This is a genomic window from Wolbachia endosymbiont (group A) of Oxytorus armatus, from assembly GCF_964027005.1.
GTDB classification, from domain to species: Bacteria; Pseudomonadota; Alphaproteobacteria; order Rickettsiales; family Anaplasmataceae; genus Wolbachia; species Wolbachia pipientis.
Window position 1 is genome coordinate 142,044 of sequence record NZ_OZ034719.1, and the last position, 14,151, is coordinate 156,194.

The following is a 14,151-nucleotide window of genomic DNA, read 5'->3' on the forward strand; positions in this document are numbered from 1 at the left end:
ATTTCAGCTTGTGTAGCTAGAAATTTGATAAAGACATGAGGTGCACATAGTGCAAAAAATTAAGCATGATTTACGCCAAATACATTAAGTTTTTTTGTCATTAATCCACTGCAGAGATTGCGAAGATAAATAAATAGCTTCAGTTTCATGATAAGGGGGCTGGCGAAGGGTGTCAAGGAAGTTTTTCGTTTCATCCAATGCGCTGCCAAAAGTTTGTTATGCAAGAGATCCCATAAATTGGGTGTCATAATAACTACACCCACATTAATTTTGGTGTACGTGACCTTGAAAGATCGTGATTCAATACTTAAATTATTAGGGTAGTAGGCAAATAATGGAGCTCAAAATGCATAATGTACAAGAAACTGAAAATTTAAAATTTGACGCTGAGGTAGGGAAAGTACTGAATATAGTGATTCATTCACTTTACACCAATAAAGACATTTTTCTGCGTGAATTAATATCAAATGCATCAGATGCATGTGATAAGTTGCGCTATGAATCTCAACTAAACCCTAATTTGCTAGATTTGAGTGACGAATTAAAAATCACTATCAGCTCCAATAAAGATAAGAACGAGCTATATATCACTGATAATGGCATTGGAATGAATAGACAGGATTTAATAGACAATCTTGGTACAATTGCAAGCTCTGGTACGCAAAAGTTCTTGGATGCGATTAAGAATAGCAAGGATTCAAGCCAAACTGTGGAGCTGATTGGGAAGTTTGGTGTTGGTTTTTACTCAAGCTTTATCGTTGCATCAGAAGTAATAGTAGAATCGAGAAAAGCTGGAGAAGAGGAGTCTTGGATCTGGCAATCCAAAGGAGATGGGGAATATTCAATCAGCAAGTCAGATAATCAAGTCCCTCGCGGAACCAAAATTACGCTCATTATGCATCCTGAAGAAAACGAGTTTTTAGATAAATTTCGTGTTGAAAATATTGTCACTACTTACTCTGATCACATAAATTTTCCTGTTGAATTTATAGACGAAGAAGGAAAAAGTGAAAAGTTAAACAGTAAGGCTGCAATTTGGACTAAGCCAAAAAATGACGTTACTCAAGAGGAGCACAACGATTTTTTCCGCAGTGTTGCTCACGTTGGCGGGGAGCCCTGGATGATATTGCATAATAAAAATGAAGGTGCAATAGAATATACAAATTTGCTTTATGTTCCTTCTATAAAACCTTTTGATTTATTCCATCCAGATAGACGTTGCTCTGTGAAGTTATATGTAAATAAAGTATTTATCACTGAAGATAACGTACAGATTATACCACAATACTTGCGTTTTCTGAAAGGCGTGGTTGATTCACCGGACTTGCCTCTTAATATCAGCAGAGAAACGCTGCAGAATAATCGTGTTGTTGAGCAGATCAGAAAATCTCTCACTAAGCGTGTGATATCAGAGCTCGGTAAAAAAGCAAAAGAGAATTTAGAGGAATATACAAAATTCTGGACCAATTTTGGTGCAGTTTTAAAGGAAGGTCTTTGCGAAGCTATGCCAACTGATGAGAGAGAAGCACTACTCTCAATTTGCAGATTTCATAGTACTGGTGATGAGAAATTAGTCAGCATTGATGACTATATAAGCAGAATGAAGCCTGAGCAGGAGCATATCTATTATCTCACCGGAAATAGCCTCGATTCAGTGAAAAACAGTCCGCAACTTGAGGGATTCGTCAGTAAAGGACTAGAAGTGCTCCTATTTGTTGATCCAGTTGATGACTTTTGGACTAGTGTAATTCATGAATACAAAGATCAGAAAATCAAGTCTGTAACCCGTGCAGATGTTGATTTGGAAAAATTCTCTTCAGAAGAAGATAAGACAGATGAAGAAAATAAATCGAATGGAGAAAAAACTGAGGAAACTATACTGCAATATTTTACCACAGTGCTTGGAGATTCAGTAAAAAGCGTAAAAATTTCCAAAAAATTGACTGATAGTCCCGTATGCCTAGCGGTTGATGAAGGTGCTATGGATCTTCGCATGGAGCGTTTTTTGCGTGAACAAAAGCAGCTAAATTACCGCACGCCAAAGGTGCTTGAAATTAACACTAAGCATCCTGTAATAAAGAGTATAATGAAATCTTATGCTGAAAGTGGTGAAAACCCAACATTGGAAGACATGATTCATTTATTATTTTACCAAGCTTGCATCGTGGAAGGTGAAGAGATGGATGATGTAAGTCTGTTTGCTAAGAGATTGAATAATTTGCTTGGCAAGATTTCTGTTTAATGCTATACTTAGCTTAGCTATTAATTAGGGGTAAAACATGATTTGGAGTTTACTTGGTGGGCTCATGCACCAGCAGTAGATACTGCAAAAGAAAATAAAGTTAAAAGTACGAAAAATTCTGGGGATTCAGGTAATTGTTCAGAGGCTGAAGAAGAACAAAATACCAACAGAGCGACTAGATCAGAATTTAAGCTAACGCAATCTTTGCTCAGTCAAGTAAGGGCAGACAAAAATGATGCTGATGCGAATTCTGGTAAGCAAGCTTATAAAGACTTACATAGAATGAATTTTATAATCAATGGTAAAACCATAAGTAAAGATTTTGTTGGCCAGTTGTGCGATAGGTATAATCAAACCCCAGTTATGGATTAACCAACACAGTAAGGCTTAGAAATAGAAGGCTTTTTTGACTGCATGGAATATGAAATTAATGTAGAAAAAATATGTACCAGAAAATTTATTGGCGATCTGTGCCGTGTATGTTCAAGCTCAAATTTATTTTTTAAACAACCAAAGACTGTCTCAATAATCGACCTTTTTCTCAATAAAGCCTTCTCTTTTAGTGAGATTAGTGCGTTTTTCATGCCTTTTTTCACTTTAGTGACAAGCTTTAAACCTCTATCGAAGAGTTCCTCAAAGAGCTCCTTCTTGATATAGCCTTTATCTCCGAACAAAAGTCCTGTCAGTCTTTTAGTTATAGTTGGCACAGGTATCAACGTTACCTTTGGTTAGAGTAAGTGATTGAATTTCTCCAATTTCGTTAATCACCAAGTGCAATTTAAAGCCAAAAAACCAACCATACGTGCTCTTACCAATTTCTGCTAAACCATCAAAAACTTTGTTCCTAGAGATCCTTTTCTTGTGGCAAATGGCAATCGTAGAAGTGTCAATGTAGGAAGTACCTGTCATTTTCGCTTGTTCGCAGAACCATTGAAGAAGTAATGCTAAATACCGTAAAACTCTCGGCTTTAAGGCAATAAATCTGTGATATGAAGGCATCTTTGAAAATTCTGATCTATAGAGTAACTTAAGGTAACAAAGATAAAAAGCCTTGAAGTTTTTACATGGCGATTGGTGGTATAACAGGATTATGGTTAGCATTTCTGAGTGCGCTATTTCTGGTACTCTGGTTGGTTTTTTGCCATTTGATAAGAACTTATTTGCAAAATTTTCATCTACTACACGACAAAAATCCTCGACGCAGCAGTAAAGTTCTGTAATATCTTTCTTCATGGGTAACCTCTTAAATTATTGTTAAAATACTTGAGTTTACCCTATTTCCCTCTTTATTAATTCTACTTTTATCTGTTTTCTAATCCATAACTGGGGTAATCAAGAGCTTCAAAGTAATAAACGCCAAGTTGCAAAGCATGTTCTAATAGAAATGTTTAAGCATGCTAAGGCAGAAGTTCCAGATGATCATATACTGAAAGAGTTAATTACTAGTTGCAATCAAGCCGGGTATGACGGCTCTTTGTTCATGCAGCTCTTTCCTATATTTTTTGAGCATAACCTACAATTGCCTGACGCTAACGATAGAAAGATAAGTATTATATGTAATAGCCAAGATTCCCTAAATATTCAGTATTGTCCAAGTATGCCTGTTAAGCAACAGGATACAAAGATAGAAATATGCCGGCTTGATGCTATTTTAGAGTTCACGCTTAAATCTCAGAATGGTAAGGTAGAGTATAAAGATGGTAAGGTAACACTTACCATTCCTGAGCAATTAAAGGATTACAAAGCTGGTAGCAAAAGTTTACTAGGTGACATAAATAGGCATTTTGAAGATGCTGATAATGCAGTTGTTGAGTCTCTTATTGCAAATATTGATGAAGGTCCTAAATCATTTGTTGCAGGTTCGCCAGCAGAGGTGGATTCAGATGTTGATAATTCATTTGATATCATTCCTAAAAGTTTAGCCTTTGATAAATTGGTAGATATTATAAATAAAGCAAAAAATGGTGATTATAATGATTTAAACGAAGTTATAAATAATATAAGAGAAGATAAGGAGAATGATAGGTTTATCACTGACTTGAATCGTGGTAATTTTAATAATTTTTGCTCTCAACAACTTAATTTGACTGAGCATATGTACGAGGTGCTGTCGAATCATAAATATAAGGGTAACTATAATGATACAGTGAAAGAGCTTGTACTGCTGGCCATTGCAGCTAATGATACGCTTGTGGAAAGATGTGTAAAGATGCACGAAGGTATATTGTTCACGCAAGATGAAGATTTGGATAGGCTACTTCTTGGTGCTGGTGGACAGGGGTATATTAAAGCTTTATTAGAATTTTTAGAAGAAAAACAAAGTCGTGTACTCTCTTGGAATAATATATGTGAAAAACTTAAAAGGGCGTCGTCAATTGGCAATCAGGAATGCGTGGAAGCGATACTAAATAGATTTGAAGATACTGAGAGTAGAGATCCTGCTATAAAACTTTTGCACTATGCTGTAGAAAAAGACGATTATGATTTAGTAAACTCACTTATTAAAAATGGCGCTAATGTTAATATTCAAGATAGGAATAACAAAACAGCTTTACATTATGCCGTTTCCTCTTATGGTGACATTCAGAATGTTAATAAAATGGTAATGTTGCTTGTTGAAAGTGGTGCTAAGATTGACACTCAAGATAGCGATGGCAAAACAGCTCTACATTATGCTGCTGCTTCCAATAAGGATGAAATAGTAAGGTTGCTTTTAAAAGAGGGAGCTAATGAGGAAATTAAAGATAAATCTGGTAAGACATTTTTAGGCATGGTAGCTTCAGAAACTAAATCATTCCTTCTTAACGTGTTACACCCAGGAGGGCTTTTGCATCATGCTGCTAAGGAAGGTAATATTGACAGGGCTAAAAGACTTCTTGCGAAGGGTAAGGATGTTAATGCTAAAAATAGTCATCGTGAGAGTCCTTTAAGTGTAGCTATTCAAAATAATCGCTTGAAGATAGTTAAGTTATTTCTTGAAGAGAGAGCAAAAATTGGTAAGGAGGAAGTTAACAAAGCCATTGGAGCAGGTAATCTGGAAGTAATAGAATTGCTTGTGAGTAAGGATGCTGTTATAACTAAAAAAGACATACAATACGCACGAAATGTTTATACAAATTGTGAGAAAGATAAAAAGCAAGCTCATTCAAGCGTATTAACGTTTCTTGTGGATATTCATAATGAACAGCTACTTAAAAAGGCCATTGAACAAGGTGATCTGAAAAAAATAGAATCGTATGTAAAGAAAGGTACTGTTATATCTGGAGAAATCATACAATGCGCACGAGATGCTTGTAAAATTTGTAGGGAAGATAAAAAGCAAGCTCATTTAAGCGTATTAACGTTTCTTATGAAGACTAGTAAAGATCAATTTAAAGAAGCCATTAAATTAGGTAATCTAGAAAGAGTAAAATTGTTTGTAGAGAAAGGTGCTGTTATAACTGAAAAAATCATACAATACGTACAAAATGCTTATGAAAAATATAAGGAGGGAAGAGTTTGTATATCGCAGTATCCAGATGGAATGAAGGCTGAGGAGCGGAATCGTACAGAAATACTAAATTTTCTTAAGGATAATGTACGATCAAATAGTAACTTAGTAAATGAAACTGCAACTTCAAGTCAAGTAGTGAATGAAGAAGATAACAATCAATCAGAAAATCCAGGACTTGAAAGTGCTGGCAGTAAGCAGCCACAAGAAAATGTTATGAGTAATGGAAAGGCTTCAATAGAAGAAGCTATAGGTAATAATTATAGGAGAGGTAAAATGTCTAAAAATAAAAAAAGTATAAAGCAGGGATTGTTTATTGATGTTATCTACGATGTTAAGCGGATGAAGAATTTCCTAAAAAGCAATGATGATAAGCTTGTTTTGAAGAAGGCCCTAAACCAAGTAAATACTGAAATTAAAAAGAAGGAGGACACTAACGGTCTAGGTGTTACTAAGAAGAAAAGAAAAAATGATCAGAAAGAAAAACTCTTACAAACTAAAGAATTGCTTGAAGACAAGATCAAAAGCATTGGAACTGATGCTAAGGCTGCTGTATCATCAGTAACTGATGTTAGCGCTACTACAAGTAGTCACGAAGCTCCTGTTAATATTGATGATGAGAAAAAACAAGCTCATGCTCAACCTGCTGAACATGTACCAGAAGAAAGTGCAAAACTTAAGGCACAGCCTTCTAATACTCAAGAGCAACAAGAAGTTTCTGAGACTCCAGTTCCAGAACAAACGGATGATATTGAAAGTTTAAGTACACAGGACGCTCTTGTTCCTCAAAGTAAAAGTGCTACCGTGTTATCAGTTGATAGCGATGAGGAAAAACAAGCTTCTCTAAGTGATGAAGTTTTTTATGATGCAGAAGAATCTATGTTAGGTACAACAAATAGTAAGGATGGTTCTACGCTTGAAGGTGATAGTGATAAACAAGAGCCACAACCAAAATCAGTGCCAACACCTTTAGTAGCTAAAGAAAATTCTGGACAAGTGAATAATGTTCAAAGTAATGGTAGACAGTCTGATAATCAAAACAATAAAGATATACAAGATGTTAGCGCTACTATAAGTGATCAGGTAACTCCTGTGAGTAGTGATACTGAAAACAATAAAGTGGAAAAAAGTGGTGTGAGTTTACAAAGCAGCGGCTATGTGGACAATAGCACAGTATTATCCTTTGTGGATAGAGAGCGTGTTATTCATGTTGATGCGCAGGTTTCAGGGGATGTGAGTTGTCTGGTTGAAACTATTAGTGAAGATACTGATGAAGTTGCAAGTAATCAAAATGGTGTACTTTTGCTGGAAGCTCAACCTATGGTACAGAGTTATGATTCAAGTGAAAAAGGTAATACTAATTTGCAAAGTGCAGGTGATAGTAGTGTAGGTGTAGTGTCAAAGAATGGTAGTGATCAACTACCTGCCGATAATCTAGAGCAGAATAGCAAAGGGGTGGATGATAGTAGTGTATCTGTGCAGTCTATAGGTATGGTGATAAGTCAATCTAATAGTGCTTCCACTATAACTCTGGATGATCACAAGCCTCTCATGAAAGATATAGAAAATGATAATGATCCAAGTGAAGAAGATAATGATTCTCCACAGAATATCAAAAAAAGCACATTGTCTACTATAGTTGTTTCAACACTAGTCGTGGCTGCAGTAGCTTCGATAGCTATCTCTGTTTACTTAGAAATGTTAGCAGTGGGGATAGCAGTTGGAGCTTGTTGTCTGGTTGCCGCTGCAGTTATATACTGCTTACACCTAAAAGCCAAGTTGAAAACAGCGAGGTTGAAAAACCTTTCAACACGGGGAAAGCACCTACTGCCGTACATGTATAATAAATATAGTAGTCTATCGTTTAATAATTTATTATAATTATGTTAATTATCGGTAAATAAGGACTTGGTAAACTACGAAGAAATATTCTTGAATAAAATAAAAGATATAAAAGATGAGGGGCGCTACCGTGAATTTACGCACTTTGCGTCATTACCAGGTAGGCTCCCCCACATTATGGACTATGAAAGAAATAGGGAAGTAATAGTCTGGTGCAGTAATAACTATTTGGGAATGTCACAAAATGAGAGTGTAATTGCCGCTATCCAAAATTCATCTGTTGGTGCTGGAGGAACAAGAAATATATCTGGTACAACAAAAGAGGTTGTTGAACTTGAAAAATCCTTAGCTTGTTTGCATAAAAAAGAGGCTGCTTTAACTTTTGCTTGTGGCTACCTCGCTAACCAGACAACACTTAGCACTTTATCGTCTGTTATTCCGGGCGTAGTAATTTTTTCAGACGAGAAGAACCATTCTTCGATGATAGAAGGCATAAAATCAGGAAAAAGGCCAAAACATATATTTAAACACAATGATGTTAATCATCTAGAGCAGTTACTCAAGTCTATAGACAAAAAGACACCAAAAATAATAGCACTTGAATCCGTATATTCAATGGATGGCGATATAGCGCCGCTTAAAGCAATATGCGATCTTGCAGATCAACATAATGCAATTACCTATTTGGATGAGGTGCACGCAGTTGGCATGTATGGTTCACATGGTGGCGGAATTGCAGAAAGAGAAGGCCTGATGGATAGAATAACCGTTATTCAAGGTACACTATCAAAGGCTTTTGGAGTGATGGGTGGGTATATAGCGTCTTCAAAGAGCTTGGTAGATGTAATAAGAAGTTCCGCTCCAGGATTTATTTTTACCACTGCTATGTCGCCTGTTTTAGCAGCGGCAGCAAAGGCAAGCGTTGAGCACCTAAAATCGAGCAACATTGAAAGGGAAAAGCAAAAGCAAGTCGTTGAAAAAGTAAAAAACTCACTGAGAAATGCAGGAATTAACTTCATTCCAACAGAAACTCATATAATTCCAATAATAATTGGCAACTCAGAGTTATCCAAAAAAGCATCAAAATTATTATTTGATGAGTATGGAATATATGTTCAACATATAAATTACCCGACAGTTCCAAGAGGAACTGAGCGTTTCCGTATTACCCCTACACCTTATCATACCGATGAAATGATAGAGCATTTAACAGAATCTCTTGTAAAAGTTTTCGAAAAGTTGTCTATCTCTGTAGCCTGTTTATGCTATAGCTAGTACAGCCCTACATCATACCGCGATTTATTCGCGGTATCTCAGCATGGATTCCGCTAACAAGTAGCGGAATGACGAGTTTTACGCTTATCAAATTGTAGGTAAACATAAATTACTTTAGCTATAGTTTTATATCTCCAGCAATGATTAGCCCGTTGTCTTCCGTTAGCCTTCCACCGCTTTCTTGCAGAAAAAGTCTACCGAGCAAGGCTTTATATTTGTTAACTCCAGAGTAAATTATTCCACTGTGCCTTCCTGCCGCAAGGTATGCAAAGCCTAAAATTGTTGAACCTATGGAGCGTACATTACTATTGCCAGGCAGCAATTTATTTAACAAATTACCACTTACATCTATTAGACCCCCTTCACGGCTTTTCACTCGCATTTTTACATGACGAGATCTAAAATCCTCAAGAAAAGCACCTTTCTTTTCTTCTGCCCAAAAAGTTTCTCTAAGAGCCGGAGCATCAATTACAGCTGCCACAACTTTATTTTTATGAATGAGACAGACTGATACTGCAAAATAAACCATGCAACTAGAAAAGTTCTCCCTGCCCTCTATAGGCATAATAAACCAGGTATAAGTGTTATCTTTTACTTCTTGATCAGTATCATCTTCAAAAATAAAACCATAATCTCGTTTGTAGTCGTGCAAGCAATCGTATATGGTTTGCTTGGATTTTGAATAAGTTTTATTAATAAAGTCTGCTGATTTAACATTAGAAATTTGCAATTCATTAAAATCGCGCATAAGCTGCTTGGAAGCATTACGCACAGAATCAAGCATCACATTAATTCGTGGTGATGAGAGGGACATTCTTCCTTTTACTCTTTCACTCTTTCATAATAGCTGTCACCTGGAGTATATACTACAATTTTATCCTCTTCTTTTATAAATTGAGGCACGTTAACGCGCATTCCGTTTTCCAAAATTGCAGGCTTATAAGAAGCAGTAGCAGTTTGTCCTTTAATAACAGACTCTGTTTCTTTCACAGCAAGTGTAACATAATCAGGCACATCCGCAGAAATTATTTTGTCTTGATAAGCTACAACTTTAATTTTCATGTTATCCTGTAAATAAATTTTTTTTTCTCCCAATAAGTCCAAATTTATAGTGATTTGCTCGTAATTACTTGGATGCATAAGATTTACAATGTTTCCTTCAGTGAAAAGGTAAACATATTCCTCTTCATCTAAAATTGCCCTTCTGATTGTTGCATCAGAACGAAATCTTTCATAGTGTTTTGCTCCGGTCTTGATATTTTTCATTTCAGCTTGTATGTATGCACCACCTTTACCAGGTTGAGTATGCATAATACCTACAACCAAAAATAATCCGCCGTTATGTTCCAACACCTGACCTGGTCTAATATCGTTAGCTCTTTCTGCCATAATTACATTTTCAGTTTGATCTTACAATTATAAATAGCTTTATATAAATATCAAAGTCTTTATTAGTCAATAAATTCTGGTATATTTAATACTATATACCTCCCCTTTATATTTATATGTGGAAATATCTCTTTAGTGAAAGACAGCATAATACGTTTTTTTGTGCTGATAACTAAAATTTCTAATATATCCCCTGAGCCGAAATTATACACAGATTTTACATAGCCATATAATTCATTACTTTTCAGCCTTACTTCCATATCTACAAGGTCACTTTGGTAAAATTCATCCTCATCATTTAGCTCTGGTAACTTGCTTCTTTCTATATATAGCTTCTTATTCCTTAAAAGCTCTGCTTCATTACGGGAATTTACTCCGCTTATTGTAGCTATTACTAAATTATCACCTATGACGGATACTGAGTCTATTTTATAATTCTCATCACCACTTATTAGCTTACCATATAAGAAGATATTTTCAGGCTTTTCAGTAAAGGTTTTTACTTTAACAGCTCCTTTAATTCCGTGAGGAGAGGTAATAATTCCTAAGCATACCAGATTGTCGTTCATATTAATGCAAGTATCTAATCAGAAGATTTCTCAGATAAATATTGAGTCAAAATCTCGATGCCTTCATCAATCTCTTTTTCAGTGATAATGAGTGGAGGTAAAATTCTCACAACGTTATCTGATGTTACCCCAACAGTAAGCAAGCCGCGATGACTTAACTCTTCTGCAAACTTTTGATTGTCTGCTTTCACTTTTATTCCAAGCATTAACCCTTTCCCTCTTACTTCCTCTATTATTGGAAATTTACTTGCTAAGTCTTCTAGTTTATTTTTTAAGTATTTACCTCTAATTTCAACATTTTTCAAAAAGCCGGGGCTGAGCAATTCTTCGAGCACAGCATTACCTACTGAGGTTGCAAGCGGATTGCCACCAAAAGTGGAACCGTGCATACCGACCGCCATATATTTAGCAGCATTTTCAGTCGCAAGACAAGCCCCTAGCGGAAACCCGCCGCCTATTCCCTTTGCAAGAGCACATATATCAGGTTCCACTCCTATATGTTCGTATGCAAATAATTTTCCTGTCCTGCCAGCACCGCATTGCACGCAATCAAAAAATAACAATATGTCATTTTCATCACACAGCTTTCTTAGTTCTTTCATAAAGACTTCATTCATTACTTTGATACCACCTTGCCCTTGTATTGGTTCTATTAATATAACGCCTATACCACTTGAAATTGCTTTCTTTACGCTCTCAATATTGGGCTCGATGTTATCACACCAATCAATGTAGGGATTTAGTAATTCAGAAAATTTCTGTTTATCGTTTGTAGCACAAGTTAAAAAGGTTCTTCCATGAAATGCACCATGGAATGTTAAAATTCTGTGACGATTTTTATTGCCTTTTCCATTTTGATAGATCCTAGCAATCTTAAGCCCACATTCTACTGCCTCTGATCCAGAATTTGAGAAAAATACAGTGTTAGCGAAACTGTTGTTTATTAATTTTTCTGCAAAATTATTGGCAGCAGGTATATTATAGGTATTTGATATATGCCATAATTTTTCTCCTTGCAATTTAAGAGCACTAATTAATCGTGAATTGGTGTGACCTAAGCTACTAACGGCTATTCCGGAGTGAAAATCTACGTAGCGCTCACCATCAACATCATATAGGTAGATACCTTTGCCATGAGAAAAATTTATATTAACAGGAGAATAAACTGGCAAAATAGGAGAAATTGTCATAAAATATTATATGCTAAATTTTATTATTAATAACATAAAAGCCGTTGTTTCGCAATGAGTAAGGATATGTATAAGATAGGTAAATTAATGTTTTCTGCACTGGGGAAAAACAAATACACAAAAGTTATCGCATTATTCTCATCAATTTTTATGATTTTATTCAGTGTGATATATTGTAATTATTTACTAAGGAGTAATTTCCTTTCTTCTTACCGTGATTCAAGTGTAAACTTAAAAAGCGTACTGGAAAATGGCATAATAAAAAAATACCATTATTTACTAATAGAAAAGCATCACATTAAATACAAAAATTTTGACTACATAAACCAACTAGTAAAACTACGTGCTGAATTATTACAATCAGTGAGCAAAGTAAAGGATTTCAGCTTAATACTGTATGATCAAAACGGCAGAATAATATTCAGTAATTTTAACACTCAAGATTATGATTATGAACAGTTACTTACAAACGATGAAATTGATAAACTATTAAGTAACCAAGAAATATTTTATACTACAGGAAATACATTAACTTCTATTTTCCCTATATTCCATGAAAATAGCGTTAAACCGTCGTTTTTTTTGAAGATTCTTCGAAACTACAATAATTCTTATGTTATAGCATATGGCCTGTTTTTAACATTTTTGGGCCTATTATTAATAATCTTAATATTAATAATGTTCTATTTGCACTTTTCTAATACCCAAATGCTAGCCAAGCAACATAAAACTAACATTGAATTACAGCAGATAAAAGAGACATTAGAGCAAGAAAATGCAAACAAGCTAAAGTTTTTTGCAAGCGTTACACATGAATTACGCACACCTCTTAATGCTATTATTGGATTTGCGGAGTTGATCAAAAATAAAACTTTAGGTTCAATGGATAATTCTCAATACAAGGAGTATGCAGACGATATATATAATGCAGGAACACACTTACTTACCTTAATTAATGATGTGCTCGATTTTTCTAAAGCTGAATCAAGTAGTTTAACAGTAGAAAAAGTGAAGTTTAACCTGAACAAAATAATGGATTCATGCGTAAATATGCTATTACCTAAATTAAAAGAAGCCGGGATTAATTTAAAAAAAGAGATGACTAATAAACAATTATTAGTCATTGCAGATCCCAAGAGAATGAAACAAGTTATAATAAATTTATTATCAAACTCAATCAAGTTTACTCCCAAAGATGGTTTAATAAGAATGGTGATAAAAGAAAATATAGAAAAAAACTTATTAACTATTGAGTTTCATGACAATGGAATAGGAATAATGCAGCAGGACATATATAAAGTTATGTCTGTTTTTGGCCAAGCAGATTCGGGGTATAGAAACGAAGGTACGGGCATCGGATTGCCGCTAAGCAAGAAATTAGTAGAGTTAATGGGTGGAACTTTTGACATTAAAAGTGAAGCAAAACTTGGTACTACGATAACATTGAACTTCTTTTATGAAGAACAAACATGTGAAGATTCGATTGATTTTTAATAGGATCTATTTGATATGGCCTTACATCAGACGAAAACCACACTTTATCAAAAGCGGCAAGCCGAGAAGGTAGGCAGAAATTCATCAATAAGCCCCCATCAAGAATCTTATCTGTTAGCTATATATAAAATTTGATACTCTGACTACAATATACTACTATAGATAGAAGTGTTATTAATGGAGCAAGGTATGGAATTAGCAGTAGGAAATAATGCACCCGATTTTAGCTTACCAACAGATTCTGGTGAAAATTTATCACTGAGTGAATTTTTTGATAAAAAAAATGTAGTTCTTTATTTTTATCCTAAAGACGATACTCCGGGTTGTACAATGGAGGCAAAAGGCTTTAGAGATAAAATAGATGATTTTTCTTTCCTTGACACAGTGATAATTGGTGTATCAAAAGATAGTGTTAGATGTCACACTAACTTCAAAGCAAAATATTCTCTGCCGTTTTCTTTAGTTTCTGATGAGAATGCTGAAATGTTGGGAAAATATGGTGTTTGGGTAGAGAAAAGTATGTTTGGCAAAAAGTATATGGGAATAGAACGCACTACTTTTTTAATAGATAAAAAAGGTAAAATAGTGAAGATCTGGAAAAATGTAAAAGTTAGTGGACATGTTGATGAGGTTCTGGAAGAAGTAAAGAGAATATAAACT

Annotated in this window: 10 protein-coding genes and 1 pseudogene; 6 read left to right on the forward strand and 5 right to left on the reverse strand. The window is 35.0% G+C overall.

The window, feature by feature from the left end:
- Window positions 1-346: 346 nt before the first annotated feature.
- Together htpG and AAGD79_RS00785 are read left to right on the forward strand one after the other, a co-directional pair.
- The gene (gene htpG / locus AAGD79_RS00780; RefSeq protein ID WP_341811419.1) at window positions 347-2,242 is read left to right on the forward strand and encodes a molecular chaperone HtpG; all 1,896 of its coding nucleotides are present in this window, start codon (window positions 347-349) and stop codon (window positions 2,240-2,242) included.
- 42 nt (window positions 2,243-2,284) lie between these two features.
- Window positions 2,285-2,614 carry a hypothetical protein gene (locus AAGD79_RS00785; protein ID WP_341811420.1) on the forward strand — a complete coding sequence of 110 codons (330 nt, stop codon included), beginning with the start codon at window positions 2,285-2,287 and terminating at the stop codon, window positions 2,612-2,614.
- Here the strand turns inward: AAGD79_RS00785 and AAGD79_RS00790 are convergent.
- Window positions 2,611-3,475 (reverse strand): annotated as a pseudogene (locus AAGD79_RS00790) (IS982 family transposase). The gene AAGD79_RS00785 and the pseudogene AAGD79_RS00790 sit on opposite strands and share 4 nt — an antisense overlap.
- 151 nt (window positions 3,476-3,626) lie before the next feature.
- Here AAGD79_RS00790 and AAGD79_RS00795 point away from each other — a divergent pair.
- Both AAGD79_RS00795 and hemA read left to right on the forward strand, forming a co-directional pair.
- Window positions 3,627-7,613, forward strand: coding sequence for an ankyrin repeat domain-containing protein (locus AAGD79_RS00795; protein ID WP_341811421.1), 3,987 nt, complete (start codon window positions 3,627-3,629; stop codon window positions 7,611-7,613).
- 27 nt (window positions 7,614-7,640) lie between these two features.
- On the forward strand, window positions 7,641-8,849 hold the full coding sequence (gene hemA / locus AAGD79_RS00800; RefSeq protein ID WP_155969391.1) for a 5-aminolevulinate synthase: 1,209 nt from the start codon (window positions 7,641-7,643) through the stop codon (window positions 8,847-8,849).
- Window positions 8,850-8,967: 118 nt separating this feature from the next.
- On the opposite strand, the gene AAGD79_RS00805 is transcribed toward hemA, so the two are convergent.
- The 4 genes from AAGD79_RS00805 to AAGD79_RS00820 all read right to left on the reverse strand — a co-directional run bounded on the left by AAGD79_RS00805 (window position 8,968) and on the right by AAGD79_RS00820 (window position 11,997).
- Window positions 8,968-9,663 (reverse strand): inositol monophosphatase family protein, encoded by a 696-nt coding sequence (locus AAGD79_RS00805; protein ID WP_006279720.1) that lies wholly within the window; start codon window positions 9,661-9,663, stop codon window positions 8,968-8,970.
- 8 nt (window positions 9,664-9,671) lie between these two features.
- Entirely contained in the window at window positions 9,672-10,238 is a 567-nt protein-coding gene (efp, locus tag AAGD79_RS00810) for an elongation factor P (protein WP_341811422.1), read from the reverse strand.
- A 62-nt stretch (window positions 10,239-10,300) separates the two neighbouring features.
- Entirely contained in the window at window positions 10,301-10,807 is a 507-nt protein-coding gene (rimM, locus tag AAGD79_RS00815) for a ribosome maturation factor RimM (protein ID WP_038250708.1), read from the reverse strand.
- A gap of 14 nt (window positions 10,808-10,821) precedes the next feature.
- Window positions 10,822-11,997, reverse strand: coding sequence for an aspartate aminotransferase family protein (locus AAGD79_RS00820; protein ID WP_174515904.1), 1,176 nt, complete (start codon window positions 11,995-11,997; stop codon window positions 10,822-10,824).
- A gap of 66 nt (window positions 11,998-12,063) precedes the next feature.
- Here AAGD79_RS00820 and AAGD79_RS00825 point away from each other — a divergent pair, with 66 nt between their 5' ends.
- Both AAGD79_RS00825 and bcp read left to right on the forward strand, forming a co-directional pair.
- Window positions 12,064-13,491, forward strand: a complete 1,428-nt coding sequence (locus AAGD79_RS00825) for a sensor histidine kinase (protein ID WP_265044050.1) — start codon at window positions 12,064-12,066, stop codon at window positions 13,489-13,491.
- A 189-nt stretch (window positions 13,492-13,680) separates the two neighbouring features.
- Window positions 13,681-14,148 (forward strand): thioredoxin-dependent thiol peroxidase, encoded by a 468-nt coding sequence (gene bcp, locus AAGD79_RS00830; protein ID WP_006279715.1) that lies wholly within the window; start codon window positions 13,681-13,683, stop codon window positions 14,146-14,148.
- Window positions 14,149-14,151: the final 3 nt, after the last annotated feature.